Below are 23,693 nucleotides of genomic sequence, written 5' to 3' on the forward strand. Positions count from 1 at the left end.
CAATCGACGCGGCTTTTGGGCCCGCAAAGGCCAAGTCACAGCGCGCCGCTGCTTTTCCTTGAATTTGTCAGCTGCCCGGTCGCAGCTTTGCATTCTGAGAATTGGGCCTTTTTCAGTCGGCAATTGTCACATCTGCCGGCCGTTTGCTGGTAAAAGTAGCATTGGTAAGTATTAATCCGGTTCGGTCTACGGCATTTCTTCTTTTACAATTACACCCAATAGGGCCGGAATTATAGTCACAGCTACAGAGCTTTCTTCCTTTACCCGGGGGGTAGGCATGACCCAACTTTGTGTCAATCAAACATTTGACACCAACAAAAAACACGGTCATGCTCGAACTCCTACTCGCCGCCTTCCTGCAGTTCAACTCGGTATTTGCTAGTACCGATGCTAGCTCCCGTGAAGCTCTCCCTCCCTCCACGACCACCACGACTTCGTCGGCCGACACCGGCGGCAGCGGCTGGGGCGAAGGCCAAAACACCCCGACGACCACCCCTCCTCCCTCCACGACGTCTTCTTTCACCGGCGGCAGCGGCTGGGGCGAAGGTCAATAAGCCAGTTTTCGGCGGCACGTGGTAACTTGGCGGGCCTTCCCTGAGCGGAACAGCTCCTGCCCATGCTCCGATTTGCCGTCGTTTGGGGCCTAATCAGCGGTATCCTTGGCCTCGCCGCTTGTTCCTCCCCCGCCACCTCCGATTCGGCCGCTGCCCCCACCGTGCGGGTGTGCTGGCCCCGCGACCCAGAGTCGCTGAACCCGGTGGCGCTGCCTAATGCCTACGCCGTGCAGGCCAACAACCTGCTCTACCAGAGCTTGCTGACGGTAGATGGCGTCACGCGCCGGCACGTACCGTGGCTGGTTACCGCGCTGCCCAAAGTCGAACAGCGCGACTCGCTGACCTACCTGCATTACCGCCTGCATCCGCGGGCGCGCTGGGACAACGGCCAGCCAGTAGTAGCCCGCGACGTGGTCTTCACGCTCAAGGTGCTGAACTGCCCGGGCTTGCCCAATGAAAGCCTGCGGGGCCTCGTAAGCTTCATTCGGGAGGTGCAGCTGGACGCCGCCGACCCGCGCCGCTTCACCTTCGTGTGCCGCGGCTACGCTCCCGACTACAGCTTCAACAGCGGGGACTTTCCGATTCTGCCCGAATACCTGCTGGATGCGCCGGGACACCTAAGCGCCCTTTCGCTGCGGCAGCTGGCCCAGCCCGACAGCGCGGTGGGCAAATTGCCGGCGGTCCGCGCTTTTCAAACGGCCTTCAACCAGGCCGCCCGCTGGCGCGATGCGCGCACCTTGCGCGGCAGCGGCGCCTACGAGCTGGCTAGCTGGCAAGTGGGTCAACAAGTGACGTTCGTGCGCAAGTCGCACTGGTGGGCGGACGACATCAGTCCGAAAACCCCGGCCTGGACGGCCCAGCCCGGCCGCATCGAGTTTCACGTGGTGCCCAACCCGGCAACGGCGCTGCTGGCCCTGCGCCGGGGCAAGCTGGACGTGTACCCGCACATGCCCGGGGCGGATTTCGCCCGCCTGCAAACCACTGATAGCGCCAGTTTCCGTTTTTATTCCCCGGCCTCTTACCGCGTGGCCGTGCTGGAAATGAACGTGCAGCAACCCGCGCTGCGCGACGCCCGCACCCGCCAGGCCCTGGCGCTGCTGGTAGATTACAACCGTTTGCTGCGCGCTACCCAGTACGGGCAGGGCCAACGCAGCACAAGCCTTATCAGCCCGCACGAGCGGTGGGCCTACCACGATAGTCTGCCCCTGCGCCCCTACGCCCCGTCGCAGGCCGCTGAGCTGCTCCGGCAAGCCGGCTGGCAGCGCACTGCCGATGGCTGGCGGCACCCGCAGCAGCAAAACCCGCTCGCACTCAAGCTCGTGTACGGCGCCGGCGACCGGACGTACGAAACCATTGCCTTGCTTTTCCAGCAGAGTGCCCGCCAGGTTGGCCTGACCGTGACGCTGCAGCCCACCGAAGCGGGGCGGCTGTCTGAGCTGCGCCGCAACGGGGAGTTTGACCTCAGCCTGCGCACCTTGTACGGCAACCCGTTTTCCTACGACTTGCGCCCGCTGCTCCATACGCGCAGCATCGGCAGCCAGGGTGCCAACCGCAGCCGCTTCGGCAACGCGGCTTCCGACCAGCTGCTCGAAACCATCTACGCCACGGAAGATTCGGTGGGCAAAGCCCGGCTGCTCCGGCGGCTGCAGACCCTATTATATCAGGAAGTGCCGTTTACCCCGCTGTTCTTCGAGCCCAACCGGCTGGCTGTATCCCGGCGCTTCGAGAACGTGCGCCCGAGCGGCCTGGAGCCCGGCTACGATATCAGTTCCTTCCGCCTGGCTCCGCCGGCCCGGCAGTAGCGCATGGTACGACGACTGGCACTGCGGCTGGCGGGGGCGCTGGCAACGGCCTGGCTGATTGCCTCCACTTGCTTTCTGCTCAGCCGTGCCCTAGGCGCCGGAGCACCGCAGCTGCTCAACGACGAACAGACAGGTGCTTTCGACCACTATACCGCTGCCGAAACCCAGTTTCGGCAGCGCTTGGGGCTGCAGCAGCCGCTATTTTATTTCCGCCTGCTGCCCTGGCGCTGGCACGGTACGCCCAATCAGTACCATAGCTGGTTGACGGAAGCCCTGCACGGCCGGCTCGGGGCGTCGTTTCGCGACGGCGCGGCGGTGGAAACCAGCCTGCGGACGGCTTTACGCGTGACCTTGCCCCTCACCGGCAGCGCCTTACTTTTGACGGCCGGCCTGGCGTTGCCGCTGGCGCTGGGCATGGCCCGCCGGCCGCAGTGGTACCGCCGGTTTGTTCCGGTGGCCTACCTGCTCGACAGCCTGCCGCTGTTCGTGGTGGGCATGCTGCTGCTCACGCTACTGGCCAGCCCGGATTTCTGGCCCCTGTTTCCGGCTTACGGTCTGGGCACCGAGGGAGCGGAGGGCATTTTCTGGGGCAACTGGCTGAACACTGCTTATTATCTGGCCTTGCCGGTAGCAGCTTTGGTGCTGGTGAGCGTGCCCGCGCTGGCGCTGCCGCTGACCGAAGCCTTACGCGCCCAGCAACGACAAGCCTACGTAGCTACGGCGCGGGCCAAGGGTGCCTCCGCCCGCCGCGTGGCTTGGCACCACCTCTTGCCCAACGCGCTGCCGGTATTCATCACCCGCCTCAGCGACTTGGTGCCGGGCGTGGTAGCCGGCTCCGTTGTTATCGAAGTAGTCTTTGCACTGCCGGGTATGGGGCGGCTGCTGGCCGAGGCTGCCGCCGCCCGGGATTTGCCGGTGCTCATCGGCGGCGTGCTGCTGATAGCCCTGAGCCGCTTGCTGGCCTGGCTGGTGGCCGATACCATCAACGCCCTCATCGACCCACGTCTGGCCTAATGGCTGCCCTTCCCTCCCGTCCATTGTTGCTTCGCGGGCTGGCCTGGGCCTGGCTCGGCGGCCTGGTGCTGGCCGCGCTGTGGGCGTGGCAAACTGGCTCCGCCCAGCCAGCCGCCACGCAGCTTGACCTCAGCCAGCTGAGCTTACCGCCCTCCGCCCGCCACTGGCTCGGCACCGACCCCTTCGGCCGCGACGTACTGGCCGTGCTACTGGCCGGCACCCGAAATTTGCTAGCGGTAAGCCTGCCGGCGGCTCTTGTCGCCACGGCTTTGGGGGCGAGCCTGGGTGCCGCAGCCGGTTACTGGGGCAATCGGGGGCTTCGGGTACGGCGGGCCGCAGTTGTGGTGATAATGTTCAGCGTAGTGGGGGCGCTGGTAACGGGTCCGCAACTGCTACCGCGGTGGCTGTTGGCGGGGGCGCTGGGGGCTACTGCAGCACATTATCTACCGCTACGAGCCACCTGGCCCCTGCCGCTGGACAGGCTGGTGCTGGCGGCGGGGGCTTTCACGGCCTCGGTGCCGCGGCTGGTGCTGGCCCTGTTGCTGGCAGCGCTGCACGCGCCTTCCAAGCCTTGGCTGCTGGCGGTGCTGGCCGGTACTTGCTGGCCGCCCACCGCCCGCCTGAGCCGCACCTTGGTCGCCCAATTGCGGCGGCAGCCTTACATCGAAGCCGGGCGGGCCGCGGGCTTTTCCGACTGGCGCATTCTGTGGCGTCACCTGCTGCCTAATGCCAAGCCGGCTCTGCGGGCCTCGTTGCCCTTGAACCTTACCGTCTGCTTCGGGCTACAAACGACCCTGTCCTTCCTGGGCATTGGCCTACCACCCGACGAGCTGGACTGGGGCCGCACCTTGGCCGATGCGCGCCTGGAACCTTCGGCTTGGTGGCTGACGGTAGGCGGGTTGTTCTTCCTGACCTGCACCATGGCTGCCTTGCACTTGCTGTCAGCAACAGACAGCCGCAATGGCACGCCTCACTCTACGCTCAAAACCGCCGACCAAAGAGTCACAAACAAAGATTAATTCAGCACTAGCCAACTCATTCTACTATTTTCAAAAATCTTATTTACAGTTATTTACAGATAAATTTCATCACAATAGACCACCGTTATTCTGCTTCTTAGCTGTCACACAGACAGGTTGTTCTTCCTTTCCATAGCTCATCAAGGGCCGTAATCTTGTATCAGAAACGCGGGCAACCTGCCGCTAATGGCCGGAAATGACCAGCGTGGATTCGTTGTATTTCTTTCTAATACTACGATGCAAAGTCCTACGCACACGGCGCTGCAGAGTCCCGAACCCGGTTCGGATGCGGTCAGCACCACCGACGGCCTGCTGGTCGCCGACGTGTCGAAAGTAGAAGAAGCCCTGCGCCGCGGAGTCGCCCTGCGCATTGGAGATATAATAGTTGGCCTTTTCCCCACCTTGGAGGGGTCAGCTTAACGATGCTATCTATCCGGAGATTAGTCACTTAGGCTGGTCTCTAGTAGGTTGTTGCAATAGGTGTGTCGAAAAACCGCAGGCGATGCCGGCGGTTTTTTTGCGTTTAGATCTGTCACTTTCGCTGCGCTGCGCGCACAAAAAAACCGCTGCCTGGTCTGGGTCAGCGGTTTCTTTGCGCGCGCAGCGCAATTGCTTATTACAAGGCCGTACCACTCGGCACGCTGGGCTCCGGCGCTACGGGAGCGGCCGGCGGGGTATCGAGGCCGGGCAAGGGCTGCTCGGGCACGTCGTTGTGCGTGGGCGAGACACCGCTGGGGTGGCTCTCGCGCCATTCGGAGGCCGTCTGGCTGCGGTCGGTGCCTTCCATGTGGGCCTGGTAGGCCGTAGGCACGGCGAAGGGCCGCTTGCCCACGAGGCGTTCCAAATCGTCCTGGAGCAGCACTTCCTTGCGCAGCAGCTCCTGGGCTACGGCCTCCAGTTCGGCGCCGCGCTCCGTCAGCAGCTGCTTGGTGCGCTGGTACTGGCCCTCAATCATCTTGCGGGCTTCCTCGTCGATGGTCTGGGCCGTGGCTTCGGAGTAGGGCTTGGAGAAGCCGTACTCGTTGCGGCCCTGCGAGTCGTAGAACGACACGTTGCCGATTTTCTCGTTCATGCCGTACACCGACACCATGCCGTAAGCGCGCTTGGTGATGCTTTCGAGGTCGGACAGGGCGCCGGTCGAAATCTTACCGAATACCAGGTCCTCGGCGGCACGGCCACCCAGCGTCACGCACATCTGGTCGAGCAACTGATCGGTGGTGTAGAGGAACTGCTCGCGGGGCAGGTACTGCGCGTAGCCCAGCGCCGCGTAGCCGCGGGGTACGATGCTCACCTTCACCAGGGGCTCGGCGTGCTCGAGGAACCAGCCGGCCACGGCGTGACCCGCCTCGTGGTAGGCCACGATTTTCTTTTCCTCGGGGCTGATGATTTTATTCTTCTTCTCCAGGCCGCCGATGACGCGGTCGATGGCGTCGTGGAAGTCCTGCATGGTTACCATCTTCTTGTCGCGGCGGGCGGCAATGAGGGCGGCTTCGTTGCAGACGTTGGCAATTTCGGCGCCGGCAAAACCGGGCGTCTGGGCCGACAGGCGCTTGGCGTCCACATCGGGAGCCAAGGTCAGCGGCTTCAGGTGCACCTGGAAGATGGCGGTACGGCCATTCAGGTCCGGCGGGTCGACGCTGATTTGCCGGTCGAAGCGGCCGGGGCGCAGCAGGGCCGAGTCGAGGGTATCGGGGCGGTTGGTGGCGGCCAGGATGATAACGCCGGAGTCGGTGCCGAAGCCGTCCATTTCCACCAGCAGCGAGTTCAGGGTGTTTTCCCGCTCGTCGTTGCCGCCGGGCACGTTGCCGCGGCTGCGGCTGCGGCCAATGGCGTCGATTTCGTCGATGAAGATGATGCAGGGCGCCTTGGCTTTGGCCTGCTTGAACAGGTCGCGCACGCGGGCGGCCCCCACGCCGACAAACATTTCAACGAAGTCGGAGCCCGACAGTGAGAAGAAGGGCACGTCGGCTTCGCCGGCTACCGCCTTGGCCAGCAAGGTTTTGCCGGTGCCGGGAGGACCTACGAGCAGAGCGCCCTTGGGAATCTTGCCGCCGAGGATGGTAAACTTCGAGGGGTTCTTGAGGAACTCCACGATTTCCTGTACTTCCTCCTTGGCTTCTTCCAGGCCGGCTACGTCCTTGAAGGTCACCTTCACTTTGTCACCACCCTCAAACAGGGCCGCGCGCGACTTGCCGATGTTGAAAATCTGGCCGCCGGGGCCGCCGGCGCCGCTCATGCGGCGCATCAGGAACCAGAAGCCCACGAGCAGCAGCAGCATGAAGCCGTAGCCAGTGAACATTTCACCGAAGCCGGTGCGGCTATCCACTTTCAGGCCGATGCGCTGGGGTGGCGGAATGTTGGCCTGCAGCTTGTCGTAGTCTTCCTTGAAAGTCTTGCCGTCGATGACGCGGAAGTTGAACTGCGGGCTCTGGTCCGACATCAGCGGGCTGCGGTTGCGCAGCTGCGAGCCGTACTCCGTGTTCGACAGCGCTTCCTTCTTGAGCGTCACTTCCACCAGCCGGTCGTTGACGAGCGTCACATCGCGCACGTAGCCCGACTGGTAGTACTGCTCGAACTTCTGCTGGGTAATCTCAATGGCTGAGCCGCCGCGGTTCAGGTAGTACAACCCGAACACGAGCACCGTCAGCCCGAGCAATACCCACAGCTGCACGCCCGGCTTGGGTCCGCCGGGCGAAGGCAGCATGGGTTTCTTCTTTTTCGGGGAGGGGGTGTTATCTGGCATGAATAAAATTGGTCTTCAACAAGAGGAGACACTGCAGGCTAAACACGCCGCCGAAAGGCTTTGTTCGGAGCCGTGGGCGACAAGGTAACGGCCAGCGGGCCTGCTTGCCAGGGCTGACGCAGCGGCAACCGGATTATTTTACGGCCGCCGGAAATTTATCGGGCTGCGCCGGAGCGCCCGGCCTATTTCACCGCCGTTTCTTCCTCGATAAAGGAAATTTCGGCGTCGCCCCACAGCTCTTCCAAGGCGTAGAAGGAGCGACGGTCGCGCAGGAATACGTGCACCACTACGTCGACGTAGTCGAGCAGTACCCACTCGCGGTTTTGGCGGCCTTCGCTCTGCCACGGGTTCTGGCCGGTGGTCTTCTCTACTTCTTCCTCCACCGAGCGGGCAATAGCGTCGAGCTGGGTGTCGGAGGAAGCGGAGCAGATGACGAAGTAATCGGCAACGGCGTTTTTGAGGTGTTTAAGATTGAGTACGACGATGTCAGAAGCTTTTTTGTCCTGCATACCGCGTACGACGAGGTCTGCCAAGTTGTCCGAATCCTGCCGAACCGGGGTAATTTTCATGTGGAGAAAGTAGGTTTGTCAATCCAAAGTAGCGAAAAACAAGTGGAGCCAATCAGTCCCCAAACGCTCTTCACGGGCCAACAGCTTATCTGGTTGCCGGAATGTGGCTCCACCAACACGGTAGCCCGGGAGCTGATTGGCGAAAACCGCGCCACCGATGGCTGTACCGTCATAACGGACAAGCAGACGGCCGGCCGCGGCCAACGTGGCAACCAGTGGGAAGCCGCGCCGGGCGAAAACCTGACGCTGTCGGTGGTGTGGCGGCCAACGTTTCTGGCCGCCACCGAGCAGTTTCGCCTGAACCTGGCCGTGGCCCTGGGGGTGCACGACTGGGCGGCCGGCCTGCTCGGTCCCGACCCGGCACTGCGCCTGAAGTGGCCGAACGACCTGTTTTATCAGGACCAGAAGCTGGGGGGCATCCTGATCGAGAACACGCTGAGCGGCCCACAAATTCAATTCAGCGTGGTCGGCATCGGATTAAATATTAACCAAGGCGAATTTGGCGTGCCCACGGCCACCTCGCTCAGCCGGCTGACCGGCCGCGCCTACACCCTGCCTCCCCTGGCCCGCCGCCTGCTCGAATGCCTGGAGCGGCGCTACCTGCAGCTGCGCGGCGGGCAGTACACGACGCTGCGGACCGATTACCGGAGCGTGCTCTACCGCTTCGACGAGGAATGGCACGCCTTCGAGGCCGAGGGCCAGCGGCTGCAGGGACGCATCGTGGACGTGGCCGAAACGGGGCAGCTGGTGGTGCAGCTGGCCAGCGGGCAGCAGCGCGCGTTTGGCCTGCAGGAAATCCGCCACGTGCTGCCAGGCAGCTAAACTTTCCGGGCGGCAGGCAACCCGGCACGGGGCAGCCGCCGAGTGCGTGGTCGAACCCACGCCGCACTGTCAGGCCCGCGCTCTGACCTGCCATTTAAACCCCGCGCCCGACTGGGCATCCAAGCCGGCAGGGGGCCGCGCCGCAACCCGGCACGGTGCTTGCCAACGGCTGGACGTCCGGCGGCTGTTTACCGGAAATTTCCTATCTTTCATTGCCGCGCCCTGTGCGCCATCCTTCCAAACGCCTTTCGCATGAAGCTTTTTACCCGCCTGTTCACCGCTGCCAGCCTGGTGCTGGTGCAAACGGCTGCCTGGGCAGCCATGGTCACCGTGCAGGTGCGCAACAACGACTACGTACCCCAGACTGTGAACATCCGACCCGGTGACGTGGTCCGCTTCCAGTGGATTGAGGGCACGCACCCGACCGTGTCGGACAGCAGCCCCGCCGCTTTCCAGCCGTTTACGCCCAGCTCGGCCCAGCCCACCCAGGACGTGACGTTCAACACCGCCGGCGTCTTCGATTACCACTGCACGGCGCACGGCGTAGCCGGTACCGGCGGGCAAATCGGGCTGGGCATGGCCGGGCGCGTCAACGTCACGCCGGCCACGCCGGTGCAGGAGGCCACCAAGCTGGCCGCCTCGCTGCTCAACGTGTACCCCAATCCCAGCCGCGACGGCCGCGTGACGGTGGCCCTGGGCGAGCTGAAAACCGGGCAGGCCTACAAGCTGCGCGTGACCAACATCATCGGCCGCGAGGTGCAGGCCCTTACGCTGCGCCCCGAAGCGCTGACCACCGGCCAGCCGCTGGATATGTCGGCGCTGCCGGCGGGGCTGTACTTCTGCACCCTGCTCAGCAACGACAAGGTACTGGCCACCAAGCGCGTGACCCTGCAGAACTAGGCCTGCTGGTTTTACAAACGAAAAGCCCCGCCGGCTCGGTGCCGACGGGGCTTTTCGTTTGTGGTTATAGCGCCACGCAGTTACTGGCGCAGCAGGCGGCCGGTCCAGCGGCGGCCGTCGGCGGCGGTGAGCTGCAGCGCGTAGAGGCCGGCGGGCAGGCCCGTGAGCGGCACGCTGGCCGCGGCGCCGGGGGCGGCGGGCAGCGCCTGCCGATGCAACGTGCGGCCCAGCGCATCCAGCAGCGTGAGCGTGGTACCGCGGCCCAGCCCGGCCGGCAGCACCACGCGGGCCGTAGGGCCGGCAGCGGGGTTGGGGTACACACGCAGCGGCCCGGCCACGGACGCGCCGGCCAAGGCCGTGACCTGCCGTGGCGTGGTGGCCTTCAACCGGGCTATCCAGCCAGCGCTGCTGCCTCCGCCTACCACCGCCGTGCCCGCCACCACCGCCACCGAGTCGCCGGCCAGCGGCTGCCAGTCGTAGGCGCGGATGCGGGTCGTGTTGGAGCCGGCGGTTAGGGTACGGCGGCTCAGCCACTGGCCCGTGGACGAAAGACGGTGAACGTATACGTAAGAGGAAAGCGTGCTTCCCGGCCGGCTGGTCATATCATAAGTAGCCGCCAACAGCGTCCCATCCGCTTGCCGGTACACGCGTAGCACATCCGTGGAGGTACTACGCCCACCTGGCAAGCGCGTCTGCCAGCGTACGTTTAGAGCTGTATCTATCGCTACTACCCAAGCCTCCACGTCAACGTAGCCGGGCTGACTAGGTACAGGTACGCTCACCCGGCAGTTGAGCACGTAGCCTGCGCCATTGGGTAATTCCAGCGTATGGCCCCACAGCCGAGTATAATGCTCCGTCCAAGATGAGTCTTGGACGACAATAATTTTACGCCGCCGCTCATTGCCCAGTGAATCCGTCACTACAAGCATGGGGTGGAAGCCAGGACCGGCTTGGGCGGACCCAGTGAGCAGGTAGCCCCCGTCGGGGCGGCGCACCGCGTCGGTGCCGTAAGCGTTGCCGTACGAAAGTGGTGAGCCGTACGTGCGTTGCCACAGCAGGGTACCGGCCGTGTCCGTGCGGATGAGTTGGTAGCGAATCGGCAGTGGATTTGAGCCCGGCCCGCCCGACAAGCGTTCGAAGGTGTACCCGGCCAAGGAAAACCCACGGCTATCTGGCAGGACGCAGGTAATGAAGCCCGAGGTAGCAGCGGCCCGATACGTCACGCCGGACAGCGTGTCCCCGTTGGGCTTTATTTTCTGCAAGTAAGGCAGCGGGTTGGGCCAACCGCTCAAGAGCGGTCCGGCTATACTGCCTGCAAGTACCCAGCGGTTGCCCCACGGTTTGAGGTCCTGCTCGCCCGAAATCATGACCCGTCCGCGGCGCTGCCACTGCAGCGTGCCGGCCGTGTCATAACGAGTGTAAACATGAGGGAAATCTGGCCGGGCGTCGCCCATCCCAGTTGTCCAGTAGCCGCCCGGCGTTGCACGCACGCCCAGAAAAACCGTTTCCCGTACCGGAGCAGGAAGGGTAACGCCCTGCTCCCAAGGAGGCCCAAAGCGCTGGGCATTGGCGCTGTTTGCCAGTAGCCACAGGCCGAGCGCGAGCAGCCTGGCCGCCCGCGCCCATCCGTGCTTATTCATTAACAACCTGCAGACGTTGCACATCTACCGGCCGCCCGGCCACCACCAGCGCACAGGCGTACTGACCTGCTGGTAGGGTCTTTAGGTCCAGCACGGCTTCGCGCTGCCCGGCCTGAGTGGTTTGGCGGAACACGACCTTGCCCGTGAGCAGGCTGCTCAACCGCAGTTCTGCTCCCTCGGCCAGTGCCCCCAACTCGTAGTACACGCGCACCTGCCGGCTGGCCGGGTTGGGAAACAGCTCCCGGATACTGCCCGGCGCGGCCGCTTGATGTAGGCGCGAAATAACAGCGGCGGGCATTGCCCGCTCGGAAGCTGGCATCAACGACACGCCGGGGCAGTAGTAGCGCAGCAGCGTAGCCGCAGGCTCGGCCGCGCCGGTGGCCGTCAGGGCTACTTGGTGCAGGGCTGCGCTATCAGCGGCAGCCAGCCGTTCACCCGGCTGGGGCCGAACATGCTGCAGGCTGCTGGTCACGGCCAGATAGCTGGCCCAGGCCCGGCAATCAGCATTGGCAGCGCCGTTGCTGAGCAGGTGATTACGCAGTCGGGCAGCCCCTGTTTGATTCTGGCCCTCATACGTATAATAACGCAGCAGCGTAAGGGTCAACTGGTTGTATGCCTCGGCATTGGCCGCTGGCAGGGATAAAGCGTAGGCTTCCAGTGCAGCCGTCAGATTAAGTGCCAGATGCGCCTGTGCTATTTCGCCCGCGTACTGCCGCAGGCGGTACGCCGGGGCAGCACGGCGGCGTACCGTGTCCATCAGCGCCACCACGTAGCTGCTCAAAGTGCCCGTTCCGCGGTTGACACCCACCAGTGGGCTAAAGCCGCGAGCATTGCAGTTGTTAGTGGAATTAGGGGTGATGCCCATGTTGGAAACGGTGCCGCTAGTACCACCACTAATACCGGGCACCGCTTCGTCACCCGAGTTATATCGGTAATACACAAAACTGCCGTTGCTCCCGTCGTTTTCAACGTGCGAAAATGAGCCGCCTGACGCCGGCACAAACTTGTTGCCGGCAGGTACTGACACTGTTCCTTTAGTAGGCAGGAAGGCGTTGCTTTGTACCCAGATACCGCGCATCCCAGACAAGGCCGGCGGGGCAATGGTATTGCATTGCAGCTGAAAATTCGTGCTCAGGCTGGAATTGGGCAAAATGCGGAAGCCGTTGGCGCAGTTGGTAATTACATTGGAATTGACGGATTGCGTACCACTGCTGGTGCCGCGCAGGCTGATGCCATAGGTGAGGTCTTGCAGCGCATTTTCCGATAACTCTGCTGCCAGGTCTTCTATCAGGATACCGGTTTGGCTTCGGGTGCTGGTCGTATCCTGCCCGTTGCTGCCGGTTACGGTCAATAGGAAATTCTGGCTGCTTTGCAGCCTGATTAACGCTCCATAGGCCGGCGCCGTGGCCGATACTTGCTGGGTGGCGTAGCGGCCCGCGTCCAGCAGAACGTTACCCAGCACGTAGCTGCCCTTGGTATCGTCGAGCCAGTAGCCGGCTACCCGCATGTTCTCCAGGGTGTTGCCGTCCATCTGAAAATCGCCGCAATTGGCCACGTTGTTCACGATGCCGTAGATGGAGTTGACGATGCGGTTGTTGTGAATTACGACGTCGTCTTGAAGATCCAACGGGCACTGCGGATTGAGGTGAATAGCCTCGTAGTTATAGAACCAGGTCGCAGGGGTAGTATTCACATAGGTATTGAATGGCCCCAGCATGTACTGAGCTTCCGAGTACAGCAAGTTGCTCTGCAGCAGGCACGGGTTAGGCCCGGCGCCATCGTGCTTGCCTTCATCAAAGAGGTGGTAGTAGTTGTAGTAAAAGCCGGTATTGTTGATTTCATAGTGACTAAGCTCCGAGCTGGGTGGAATATACACGCCGGTATACGCGTGGGCCACTACCGATTCTTCCAGCTCCAGTACCTGGCCGGGCTCGTCGGGGTCCAGCACGATGCCGCTCCACATAACATTGCAGGCGGCCCGAAAAATGGCCTCTTCGGCGTGCAGGGTAGCGTTTTTGCCCAGCCGGATGCGCAGGCCGGTAACGCGCCGCACGGGCGAGGTGCGACCATAGCCGTCGATGTAAAAAACCGTTCCGGGCTTGACGTTGAAGTAGCCGTTTTCCAGCAGCAGCTCGCCCACCACGTGGTAAGTGCCGCTGAACGTGGCCCCGCCGCTGATGGTGGTTACGCTGGTGGTGGAGCCCAGCACCGTCATGCCAGCGAAAGAGCAGGGGCCGTTGTGCACGCTGACGGGCTGTGCAACCTGCGCGGTAGCCCTCATGCTACCAAGCCAGCCGGCCAGCATTATTAGGCCAAGCAGCCACAGCCGCCGGCCAAACAGAGGGTTGTGTGTGGGGGGGGGGGGGGGGAAGGGGAAGGCATAACCGGGGGGGAAAAAAGAGGGAAAAGAAAAAAAACAGCGCCGCAGGGGGACCCGAAGGGGGAGACGGGAGCAGGGGGGGGGGGGGGGGGGGGGGGGGGGGGGGGGGGGGGGGGGGGGGTAAGAGTACGCATAAGCCGTTGAGTAAGAAATGAGAAAAAGAGAAACTACTGAAAGTCAAGGTAAGGCGCCGGCCGGCTACTTCCCGTTCGTTAACTGATTTTTAATCTGCCGCTGACGCCAGCAGCGCCGTTCGGCCCTTGCCGCATTTATGCCTACTTTTGGCCTCCTTGAACATTCCCGTATGCAGCGTTACTCGCGTTTGAATAACCTGGTGGGCTGGCTGGTATTTGCCGTGGCCACCATTACCTATCTGCTCACCCTGGAGCCCACGGCCAGTTTCTGGGACTGCGGCGAGTTTATTGCCTGCTCCTACAAGCTGCTGGTGCCGCACCCGCCCGGGGCCCCCACCTTCCTGCTGCTGGGCCGCCTGTTCTCCCTGTTCAGCTTCGGCGACGTGACCAAGGTGGCGGTGCTGGTCAACGCCCTGTCGGCGCTCAGCTCCTCGTTCACGGTGCTGTTCCTGTTCTGGACCATCACCATGCTGGCCAAGAAGCTGGTGCTGCACCGCCCCGGCATGCACGACGACCGGACGCTGGAGCCCACCACCGGGCAGAGCCTGCTCATCCTGGGCAGCGGCGTAGTGGGCGCCCTGGCCCTCACCTTCTCCGACTCGTTCTGGTTCAACGCCGTGGAAGCCGAGGTGTACGCCATGTCTTCGCTGTGCACCGCCGCGGTGGTGTGGCTGATGCTGAAGTGGGAAAACCGCGCCGACGAGTACGACTCGGATAAGTGGCTGATTCTGATTGCCTACGTAATGGGCCTCAGCATCGGGGTGCACTTACTGAACCTGCTGGCCATTCCGGCCCTGGGCCTGGTATACTACTTCCGCCGCCACGCCACGCCCACCTGGATGGGCGGCTTCGTCACCCTGGTCATCAGCAGCATTATCGTCGGGCTGATTCTGGTGGGCATTATCCCCGGCCTGCCCTCCATTGCCGGCTGGTTTGAGGTGCTGTTCGTCAACTCCTTCGGGCTGCCCTTCAACTCGGGCCTGATTTTCTTCCTGCTCATCTTCTTCGGGCTGCTGTGGTTTGGCTTCCGCTACTCCCGGCAGCGCGGCAGCCGCCTGCTCAACACGGCCCTGCTCAGCCTGGTGTTCATCCTCATCGGCTACTCTTCGTACCTGATTATCCCCATCCGCTCGTCCTTCCTGCCCACCATCAACGAGAACACGCCCAACGACGTGCTGTCGTTCGTGAGCTACCTGAAGCGCGAGCAGTACGGCGACCGGCCCCTGCTCTACGGCCCGCAGTTTAACGCCCAGCCCATCAGCCAGACCGAGGGTGCCCCGCGCTACGTGCGCGGCAAGGACAAGTACGAAATTGCTGAGCACCGCCTCGAAACCAACTACAACGACGCCGACAAGGTGCTGCTGCCGCGCCTGTACTCTCCCGACCCCGGCCACATTCAGCAGTACCAGAAATGGGGCGTAAACGTGCGCCAGGTGGAGGACCCCGCCACCGGTCAGCCCAGCTACGCCAAGCCCACCATGGGCGAAAACCTGGGCTTCCTGTTCCGCTACCAGATGGGCCACATGTTCTGGCGCTACTTCCTGTGGAACTTCGTCGGCCGCGACTCCGACGTGCAGCAGGCCGGCGTGCTCTGGCCCACTGAGAAGTCGGCCAACCTGCCCGAGCGCGTAGCCGACAGCATGGCCCGCAACAACTTCTTCGCCATTCCGCTGCTGCTGGGTTTGGTGGGCCTGTTCTTCCACGTGCGCCGCGACGGGCCCAACGCCCTGATGGTGGGCTTCCTGTTCCTGTTTACGGGCATTGCCATCGTCATTTACCTCAACCAGCCGCCCATCGAGCCGCGCGAGCGGGACTACACCTTCGCCGGCGCCACCTACGCCTTTGCCATCTGGATTGGCCTGGGGGTGCTGGGCCTGGCTGATTTGCTGAAAGCCGCCCTCAAGGCCGACGGCGCCCGCGGCGGCGTGGCCGTGGCCCTGGGCCTGCTGGCCCCCGTGCTGATGGCCGCCCAGGGTTGGGACGACCACGACCGGTCGGACCGCTACAACTCGGTGGACTCGGCCAAGAACCTGCTGAACTCGCTGCAGCCCAACGCCATCCTGTTTACCAACGGCGACAACGACACCTTCCCGCTCTGGTACGCCCAGGAAGTGGAGGGCGTGCGTACCGACGTGCGCGTGGCCGTGCTCAGCTACCTCAACACCGACTGGTACATCGACCAGATGAAGCGCCCGAGCTACAAGTCGGCCCCGCTGCCCATCTCGATGGAGCACGCGGTGTACCAGCAGGGCACCAACGACTACCTGCCCTACGTGGAGAACCCCTCGGTGAAGGACGTGGACCTGAAGCAGTTCATGCAGTTGGTCGAGCAGAACTCCCCGCTGCTGCAGGTGGCCACCCAGAGCGGCCGCCCGCTGATGTCCTTCCCCACCCGTAAGTTCTTCCTGCCCATCGACACCACGGCCGTGAAGCAGCTGGGCCTCATCCCGGCCGACCGCCGCTCCCAGCTGGTGGGCCGCATGGAGTGGGACATGGGCCGCGGCGCCATTGAGAAGAAGAACCTGGTGATTCTGGACATGCTGGCCACCAATAACTGGCAGCGCCCCATCTACTTCTCCTCCACCGTGAACTCGCAGGACTTCATGAACCTGCAGCCCTACTTCCAGCTCGAAGGCCTGGCCTACCGCATCCTGCCGCTGAAAGACCCCAACTACGACCCGCGTAGCGGGCAGGAGGGCTACGTGGAGAAGCAGCTGATGTATGACATCATGATGAAGCGCTTCGCCTTCCGCAACCTCGACCGCGCCGACATCTTCTACGACGAGAACAACCTGCGCTTCCCGGCCAACTACCGCGACAAGTTCTACCGCCTGGCCCAAGCCTACGTGGACGCCGGCGACAAGGTCAAGGCTAAGGAGGTCATGGACTACTGCTTCAAGGTGATGCCCGACAAGTCGATTCCCTACGACTACTACGTGCCGCAGTTCGTGGTGCCGCTCAGCGCCGTGGGCGAGACGCAGAAGGCCAACGAAATCATGGATACCATGACCAACCGCGCCCAGCTGGCCCTGCTCTACTACACCACCGCCCCCGAAGGCAGCCTGTTCGACCTGGAAATCCAGCTGAACCTGCTCACCCTGCAGAGCGTGTACCGCGCCGCCGAGCAGATTGGCGACCGGGCCCGCGCTACCAAGGCCCTGAACCTGCTGCAGCAGTACTACCCGCAGCAGGGCGGGTAAGTCGTTTCTTCTACCGCAAGTGCCCACCGGCCCCGTCGATGCAGCATCGGCGGGGCCGGTGTTTTTGGCTGAACGGCATTTCTCGCAGAGGTGCGCAGAAAATTGCGCGGAGGTTCGCCGAGTTGTTCAACGACTTTTGCGCACCTCTGCGAGAAATGACGCCCGCCGGCATAGCCATTTCCGCACTGCCGACGTTACCTTGCTGATGATGCGTCTGCCGTTGCTACTGCTGCTTTGCCTTTTCCTGGCCGGCCTGGCCCCGGCCCAGCGCCTGCCCAGCCCCTGGAAGCTGGACTTCGCCGGCCAGTACGACCCCACGCGCCCCAGCATCGATGCCCGGCGCGAGGGCCCTGACAGCCTGCGCCTGTATGTGCGCTTCCCGGCCGGCACCGCCCCGCGCGCCGACCAGGCCCTGCGCGTGGTGAGCTGGGCCAGCTACGAGGCCCGCCGCCCGGGCTGGCAGGACGACCTCGGCGCCTTCGGGCAGACCAGCCGCGGCAGCGACGTGACGGTGAGCTTCTGCGTGCCGCTGGCCCCGCTGGCCGCCGCCTCGGTGCTGGCCGTCGGCTCCCTCGACGCCATTGCCAACGCCCCGGAAGTCACGGCCTGGCTGCCGCTGACGCCGGCCCTGCGCCAGCGCCCCTTTATCCTGACCGACTCGGCCGGGCGGCCCCTGCTGCGCCGCTACCTGCGCGTGGGCGAAACCATCACCCTCGACACCTTCGGGCCGGCCCAGCCCGTCACGCTGCGCCGCTTTCCGGCCGACTTCACCCCCGCCCTGCCGCCCTACACCGACCCGGCCAGCCAGGGCGGCACCCCGCGCAGCCTCACCGCCGAGCTGGTGCAGGAGCTGACGCCCGGCCGGCCCCTGCGCTTCGCCGAGCCCGGCCTCTACACCCTGCAGATGGGCAGCGCCCCGCCGCTGGGCGTACTGGTGGAGGCCGGCGCCTTCCCCGACGTATCGACCGCCCCGGAGCTGATTGAGCCCCTGCGCTACCTCACCACCTCGCTGGAGCGGGAGCAGCTGCAGCGGGCCGAGGTGCCCAAGCGCGCCGTCGACGACTTCTGGCTGCGCGTGGCGAACAACGAGCAGAGCATTGCCCGCATCCTCATCCGCGACTTTTACGGCCGGGTGGCGGCGGCCAACCGCCTCTTCACCGCCCACAAGCCCGGCTGGATGACCGACCGCGGCCTGCTCTACGTGGTGCTGGGCCCGCCCGACCGGGTGGAGCGCTCCGCCACCGCCGAGCGGTGGGAGTACGTGGGCGTGGAGCGCAATGCCGCTTACACGTTCCGCGCCAAAGCGAGTACCTTTGCCCCTGACTACTACGAATTGGTGCGCCGGCCCGAGTACGAATGGCTCTGGATGCGCGCCGTGCAACAATGGAGAACCGGCAAGAACGCCCCCGCCCCTCGGGCCGGCCGCTGAACGAGCGTCGCCCCGACTACAAGAAGTACCCGCCGCGCCAGGCCCCGGACCGCAGCATCGAGATGGTGTTCGGTCTGCGCCCCATCATGGAAGCGCTGCAGGCCGGCAAGACGCTGGAGAAAATCTACCTGCTAAAGGGTGCCAAGAACACCATCGTCAGCGACATCAGCGCCCTGGCCCGGGCCGCTGGCACGCCCATTTCGCTGGTGCCCAACGAGAAGCTGGACAACCTCACCCGCAAAAACCACCAGGGCGCGGTGGCCTTCCTCTCCCCCATCGACTACGCCCCGCTGGACAACATCCTGCCGACGCTGTTCGAGCAAGGGAAAAGCCCGCTCATTCTGGTGCTCGACCGCATTACCGACGTGCGCAACTTCGGCGCCATTGCCCGCTCGGCCGAGTGCCTGGGCGTCGACGCCATCGTGGTGCCCACCCACGGCGCGGCCCAGATGAACGGCGACGCGCTGAAAACCTCCGCCGGTGCCCTTACCCGCGTGCCCGTCTGCCGCGAATCGAACCTGCACGCGACCCTGCGCCGCCTCAAGGACTCGGGCCTGCAAGTGGTAGCCTGCACCGAGAAGGGGAACGAGACGCTGGAAAAAGCCACCATCGACATGACCGGCCCGCTGGTGGTGGTGATGGGCAGCGAGGAAGACGGCATCAGCCCCGAGCTGCAGGACCTGGCCGACGCCCGCCTGCGCATCCCGATGATCGGGCAGATCGGCTCCCTGAACGTATCGGTGGCCAGCGGCATTCTGCTCTACGAAGTGCTGCGCCAGCGGCTTGTTAATTAATAATGAATAATTAAGAATTAATAATTCGCTGCCGACTTTGACTTCGGCCAAAAACAAGAGCCTGCTCACTGAGCAGGCTCTTTGATTGTCGGGCCAGTATGCCGCAAAGAATCGATATTGACAGTAGAGCCAATTATTAATTCTTAATTATTCATTATTAATTATATCCCGCGCCCTTCTTCGACTTCACGTCGGCCACAAAGTCCTTCACGCGCTGCTCCTCGGTGCGCTTGCAGATCAGCAGCACGTTGTCGTACTCGGCCACGATGTAGCCTTCCAGGCCCTGCAGCACCACCAGACGCTCGGCCGGGGTCTTGATAACGCACTCCTTGGTATCGTAGAGGATTGCGTCGCCGTCGACGACGTTGTTGTGCTCGTCGCGGCGGCCCATGCGGTGCAAGGAGTCCCAGGTGCCCAGGTCGCTCCAGCCGAAGTCGGCGGGCAGCACGTACACGTTGTCGGCCTTCTCCATGATGCCGTAGTCGATGCTGATGTTGCGGCTGCGCGAGTAGGCCTCGTCGATGAAGGCGGCTTCGGCGGGCGTGCCCAGGCGGCTGCTACCCTCGTCGAACACCTCGGCAATGTCGGAGAGGTAGTGGTGGAAGGCGTGGGTGATGACGTCGGCGCGCCACACGAACAAGCCGGAGTTCCACAGGAAGTCGCCGCTGTCGACGAACATCTGCGCCAGCTCCAGGTTGGGCTTCTCGGTGAAGGTCTTCACCTTGCGCAGGTTGGTGCCGCCCAGGTGCTGGTCGTCGATAAACTGGATGTAACCGTAGCCGGTATCGGGGCGCGAGGGCTGAATGCCGAGTGTGATGAGCACGTCGTTCTGCTGGGCAGCGCTGACGGCCTGGCGGATAATGTCCTGGAACACGTCCTCCTTGAGCACCGCGTGGTCGGCCGGCGTGACGATAATCGTCGCCTTGGGGTCGCGCTGGGCAATGCGGTAGCTGGCGTAGGCGATGCAGGGGGCGGTGTTGCGGCCGATGGGCTCCCCCAGAATCTGGTCGGGCGCCAGCTCGGGCAGGTGCTGCTGCACCAGCTCGGTGTAGTCGCGGTTGGTCACCACAAACACGTTTTCGGGCGGGCAGATGCCGGCGAAGCGGTCCACCGTCAGGCGCAGCATGGATTTGCCCACGCCCAGCACGTCGTGAAACTGCTTGGGGTTGTTGGTGCGGCTAAAGGGCCAGAAGCGGCTGCCAATGCCGCCCGCCATGACAACGAGGTAGGTATTCTGATTCATCAGAGTGGGAGTAACTAAGAAGCAGCGACGGGCCGCCGTGGGGGAAACGCCGCGCCGCCGGGGGGCCGGCAAAGGTAAGGGATTCGCTCAGACCAGGCCTTCGCGCAGCAAATCGTGCAGGTGGATAAAGCCCTGAAAACGCTCGTTTTCCGTTACCACCAGCTGGGTGATGTTGCGGGCCTGCATGCGGGCCAGCGCCTCGGCCGCAAACTCCTCCACGTCGATGGTGACGGGGCGGGGCGTCATAATGGCCCGGGCCCGCACCTCGCCCAGGCGCTCGGGCGAGAAGTTGGTGAGCATGCGGCGCAGGTCGCCGTCGGTGATGATGCCCTGCAGCTGGCCGCCCTGGTCGAGCACGGCGGTGGCGCCCAGGCGCTTACCGCTGATTTCCAGGATAATGTCGCGCAGGCCGGCGTCGTCCAGCACCTGCGGCACCTGGTTCTGCCGGCTCAGGTCGCCCACTTTCAGGTAGAGCTTCTTGCCCAGCGTGCCGCCGGGGTGCAGGGCGGCAAAGTCGCGGGAGGTGAAGCCCCGGGCTTCGAGCAGGGCCACGGCCAGCGCGTCGCCCAGGGCCAGGGCGGCGGTGGTGGAAGTGGTGGGCGCCAGGTTGTTGGGGCAGGCCTCGCGCTCCACCGGGGCGTAGAGCACGAAGTCGGAGTGCTGGGCCAGGTAGGATTCCCGATTTGACACCAGCGCCGCCATGGGCACCTGCTTGCGGCGCAGCAGCGGCACCAGCACCTTGATTTCGGGCGTGTCGCCCGACTTGCTGATGCAGATAACAAAGTCGCCCTGCTGAATCATGCCCAGGTCGCCATGAATGGCGTCGGCGGCGTGCATAAACAGGGCGGGCGTGCCGGTGGAGTTGAAGGTGGCCACCATCTTGCCGGCAATGTGCGCGCTCTTGCCAATGCCAGTGACAACGACACGGCCGGTGAGTCCCAAAATGGTGCTAACGCAATCTTGAAAATCTCCGGTTTGCCCAATAGCTTCGGCTACGCCCCGAATGGCCTCTGCTTCTTGCAGAAGCACATTTTTTCCGATGGAATTGACGTCCGTCAACGGTTTCAATCTAAATTTGTCTAGATTGAGCAGTAAACCCCAACAGAAGTTTTTGTCTGGTTTACCCTTTTTGCTCAGAGAGGAAGTACGATGTCAGAAGCAGCGAATACAGCAGAACTTGCAGCGCCCGCGAAGAAGGCGGCGAAGCCCCTGGGGGCTGATCTGAAGGCCAAGTTAAAGGAAGTTTTTGGCTACGGTCAGTTCCGGGGCACGCAGGAAGCCATCATCCAGAACGTCATCGACGGGCACAACACCTTCGTGATAATGCCCACGGGCGCGGGTAAGTCGCTGTGCTACCAGCTGCCAGCGCTGGTCTTGCCGGGCACGGCCATCGTCATTTCCCCGCTGATTGCCCTGATGAAAAACCAGGTCGACCAGCTCAACGCCTTCGGGGTGAATGCGCAGGTGATGAACTCCACGCTCACCAAGACCGAGGCCAACAAGGTCAAGCGCGACGTGATTAACGGCGAGGTGAAGCTGCTCTACGTGGCGCCCGAGTCCTTGACCAAGGAAGACACGCTGGAGTTTCTGCAGAAGGCCACCATCTCGTTCGTGGCCATCGACGAGGCGCACTGCATTTCGGAGTGGGGCCACGATTTCCGCCCGGAGTACCGCCGCATCCGCGGCATTATCGATGATCTGGGCGTGAACGTGCCCATCATTGCCCTCACGGCCACGGCCACGCCCAAGGTGCAGCTGGACATCCAGAAAAACCTGCAGATGGACGACGCCTCGGTGTTTAAGTCGTCGTTTAACCGCACCAACCTCTACTACGAGGTGCGGCCCAAGCACCAAACCAAAAAGGCGCTGATTCAGTTTGTGAAGCAGCAGAAGGGCCAGGCCGGCATCGTGTACTGCCTGAGCCGGAAGAAGGTGGAGGAAATTGCCGAGCTGCTGCGCGTCAACGACGTGAAGGCCCTGCCCTACCACGCCGGCCTCGACCCGCAGACCCGGATGCATAACCAGGACGCGTTCCTGAACGAGGAGTGCGACGTCATCGTGGCCACCATTGCCTTCGGCATGGGCATCGACAAGCCGGACGTGCGCTTCGTGATTCACTACGACACGCCGAAGTCCATCGAGGGCTACTACCAGGAAACCGGCCGCGCCGGCCGCGACGGGCTCGACGGCCACTGCCTGATGTTCTACAGCTACGACGACATCGTGAAGCTGGAGAAGTTCAACAAGGACAAGCCCGTCACGGAGCGCGACAACTCCAAGCTGCTCTTGCAGGAAATGGCCAACTACGCCGATTCGGCAGTGTGCCGGCGCAAGCAGCTGCTGCACTACTTCGGCGAGGTGTACGAGAAGGACTGCGGCTTCTGCGACAACTGCAAGCACCCGCGCGAGAAGTTCGAGGCCAAGGAATTCGTGAAGCTGGCCCTGCAGGCGGTTATCCAGACCGAGCAGCGCTTCGGCATCGAGCACCTGACGGCCGTGCTCACGGGCATGACCAACCCGCACGTGGAAAGCTACGGCCACGACCAGCTGCCGGTGTACGGCGCCGGCAAAGACCACGACATTGCTTTCTGGCACTCCATCCTGCGCCAGTGCATGATTGCGGGTTTCCTGGGCAAGGACATCGAGAATTTCGGCGTGGTGAAGCTCTGCGACAAGGGCGAAGCTTACCTGGCCGAGCCCTTCAACCTGAAGTTCTCCAAGGACCACAACTACGAGGAGGAAGTGCAGCAGGAGGAGCAGAAGGAAGAGGTGCAGCAGTCGGCCGGGCACGACCAGGCGCTGTTCGACATGCTCAAGGCCCTGCGCAAAAAGCTGGCGACGCAGAAGAACCTGCCGCCCTACGTGCTGTTCCAGGACCCCTCGCTCAAGGAAATGGCCACCACCTTCCCCACGAAGATGGAGGACCTGGCGCACGTGTCAGGCGTGGGCCAGGGCAAGGCGCAGAAGTTCGGCGCGCCCTTCCTGGAGATGATCAAGAAGTACGTGGCCGACAACGACATCGAAACCGCCGCCGACGTGGTAGTGAAGTCGGCCGTCAACAAGTCCAAAATCAAGATTTACATCATTCAGCAGATCGACAAGAAGATGGACCTGGAGGAAATTGCTTCCTCCAAGGGCATCGACATGCGGGAGCTGATGGAGGAAATCGAGCACATCTGCTACTCCGGTACCAAGCTCAACCTGGACTACTACATCAACTCGGTGCTCGACGAGGACCGGCAGGACGAAATCTACGACTACTTCATGCAGGCCACTACCGACAACATTGCGGTGGCGCTGAAGGAGCTGGGCACCGACGACTACACCGAGGAAGATTTGCGCCTGATGCGCATCAAGTTCCTGAGCGAGGTAGCCAACTAAATCACGGACTTCTGCGGATTTTTCGGATTACACGGATTTTGTGGACGATTCGGTACGCCCGCCGCTGGT

The 23,693-nt window shown here is 63.3% G+C and carries 17 protein-coding genes; 11 read left to right on the forward strand and 6 right to left on the reverse strand.

Going from position 1 to position 23,693, the window contains the following annotated elements; translation table 11 throughout:
* The first annotated feature begins 329 nt into the window (after nt 1-329).
* The 5 genes from EJV47_RS13525 to EJV47_RS13545 all read left to right on the forward strand — a co-directional run bounded on the left by EJV47_RS13525 (nt 330) and on the right by EJV47_RS13545 (nt 4,809).
* Entirely contained in the window at nt 330-554 is a 225-nt protein-coding gene (locus EJV47_RS13525) for a hypothetical protein (protein WP_126693693.1), read from the forward strand.
* A 62-nt stretch (nt 555-616) separates the two neighbouring features.
* A complete protein-coding gene (locus EJV47_RS13530) occupies nt 617-2,356 on the forward strand; it encodes an ABC transporter substrate-binding protein (RefSeq protein WP_126693694.1) in 1,740 nt (579 codons plus the stop codon).
* A gap of 3 nt (nt 2,357-2,359) precedes the next feature.
* Nucleotides 2,360-3,370, forward strand: a complete 1,011-nt coding sequence (locus EJV47_RS13535; RefSeq protein ID WP_126693695.1) for an ABC transporter permease — start codon at nt 2,360-2,362, stop codon at nt 3,368-3,370.
* Nucleotides 3,370-4,389: an ABC transporter permease gene (locus EJV47_RS13540; protein WP_126693696.1), complete on the forward strand. Its 1,020-nt coding sequence runs from the start codon at nt 3,370-3,372 to the stop codon at nt 4,387-4,389. The genes EJV47_RS13535 and EJV47_RS13540 overlap by 1 nt, the downstream gene beginning before the upstream one ends.
* 237 nt (nt 4,390-4,626) lie before the next feature.
* A complete protein-coding gene (locus EJV47_RS13545) occupies nt 4,627-4,809 on the forward strand; it encodes a hypothetical protein (RefSeq protein WP_126693697.1) in 183 nt (60 codons plus the stop codon).
* Nucleotides 4,810-5,005: 196 nt separating this feature from the next.
* Here the strand turns inward: EJV47_RS13545 and ftsH are convergent, their stop codons facing one another.
* Nucleotides 5,006-7,093: an ATP-dependent zinc metalloprotease FtsH gene (gene ftsH, locus EJV47_RS13550; protein WP_243651152.1), complete on the reverse strand. Its 2,088-nt coding sequence runs from the start codon at nt 7,091-7,093 to the stop codon at nt 5,006-5,008.
* 221 nt (nt 7,094-7,314) lie between these two features.
* Nucleotides 7,315-7,701, reverse strand: coding sequence for a ribosome silencing factor (gene rsfS, locus EJV47_RS13555; RefSeq protein ID WP_126693699.1), 387 nt, complete (start codon nt 7,699-7,701; stop codon nt 7,315-7,317).
* 93 nt (nt 7,702-7,794) lie between these two features.
* Here rsfS and EJV47_RS13560 point away from each other — a divergent pair, with 93 nt between their 5' ends.
* Nucleotides 7,795-8,523 (forward strand): biotin--[acetyl-CoA-carboxylase] ligase, encoded by a 729-nt coding sequence (locus EJV47_RS13560; protein WP_243651153.1) that lies wholly within the window; start codon nt 7,795-7,797, stop codon nt 8,521-8,523.
* A 252-nt stretch (nt 8,524-8,775) separates the two neighbouring features.
* Nucleotides 8,776-9,423: a T9SS type A sorting domain-containing protein gene (locus tag EJV47_RS13565; protein WP_126693701.1), complete on the forward strand. Its 648-nt coding sequence runs from the start codon at nt 8,776-8,778 to the stop codon at nt 9,421-9,423.
* Nucleotides 9,424-9,503: 80 nt separating this feature from the next.
* Here the strand turns inward: EJV47_RS13565 and EJV47_RS13570 are convergent, their stop codons facing one another.
* Nucleotides 9,504-10,025, reverse strand: a complete 522-nt coding sequence (locus EJV47_RS13570) for a T9SS type A sorting domain-containing protein (protein ID WP_165903754.1) — start codon at nt 10,023-10,025, stop codon at nt 9,504-9,506.
* A gap of 1,030 nt (nt 10,026-11,055) precedes the next feature.
* Nucleotides 11,056-13,278: a right-handed parallel beta-helix repeat-containing protein gene (locus EJV47_RS13575; protein WP_165903755.1), complete on the reverse strand. Its 2,223-nt coding sequence runs from the start codon at nt 13,276-13,278 to the stop codon at nt 11,056-11,058.
* A 469-nt stretch (nt 13,279-13,747) separates the two neighbouring features.
* Between EJV47_RS13575 and EJV47_RS13585 the strand changes: the two genes are divergently transcribed.
* From EJV47_RS13585 to rlmB, 3 genes are all read left to right on the forward strand, one after another.
* Nucleotides 13,748-16,777, forward strand: coding sequence for a glycosyltransferase family 117 protein (locus EJV47_RS13585; protein ID WP_126693705.1), 3,030 nt, complete (start codon nt 13,748-13,750; stop codon nt 16,775-16,777).
* A gap of 205 nt (nt 16,778-16,982) precedes the next feature.
* Complete coding sequence (locus EJV47_RS13590; protein WP_126693706.1) at nt 16,983-18,206, forward strand: GWxTD domain-containing protein; 1,224 nt, start codon at nt 16,983-16,985, stop codon at nt 18,204-18,206.
* Nucleotides 18,161-19,000 carry a 23S rRNA (guanosine(2251)-2'-O)-methyltransferase RlmB gene (gene rlmB, locus EJV47_RS13595; protein WP_207895885.1) on the forward strand — a complete coding sequence of 280 codons (840 nt, stop codon included), beginning with the start codon at nt 18,161-18,163 and terminating at the stop codon, nt 18,998-19,000. The genes EJV47_RS13590 and rlmB overlap by 46 nt, the downstream gene beginning before the upstream one ends.
* Nucleotides 19,001-19,157: 157 nt before the next feature.
* Here the strand turns inward: rlmB and EJV47_RS13600 are convergent, their stop codons facing one another.
* Complete coding sequence (locus tag EJV47_RS13600) at nt 19,158-20,243, reverse strand: mannose-1-phosphate guanylyltransferase (protein ID WP_126693707.1); 1,086 nt, start codon at nt 20,241-20,243, stop codon at nt 19,158-19,160.
* A gap of 87 nt (nt 20,244-20,330) precedes the next feature.
* Nucleotides 20,331-21,311: a KpsF/GutQ family sugar-phosphate isomerase gene (locus tag EJV47_RS13605; protein WP_126693708.1), complete on the reverse strand. Its 981-nt coding sequence runs from the start codon at nt 21,309-21,311 to the stop codon at nt 20,331-20,333.
* Between the two features lie 81 nt (nt 21,312-21,392).
* Between EJV47_RS13605 and recQ the strand changes: the two genes are divergently transcribed.
* Nucleotides 21,393-23,624, forward strand: a complete 2,232-nt coding sequence (gene recQ, locus EJV47_RS13610) for a DNA helicase RecQ (RefSeq protein ID WP_126693709.1) — start codon at nt 21,393-21,395, stop codon at nt 23,622-23,624.
* The last annotated feature ends 69 nt before the right edge of the window (nt 23,625-23,693 follow it).

Origin of the sequence: Hymenobacter gummosus (assembly GCF_003970915.1) — a bacterium.
Classification (GTDB): Bacteria; Bacteroidota; Bacteroidia; order Cytophagales; family Hymenobacteraceae; genus Solirubrum; species Solirubrum gummosum.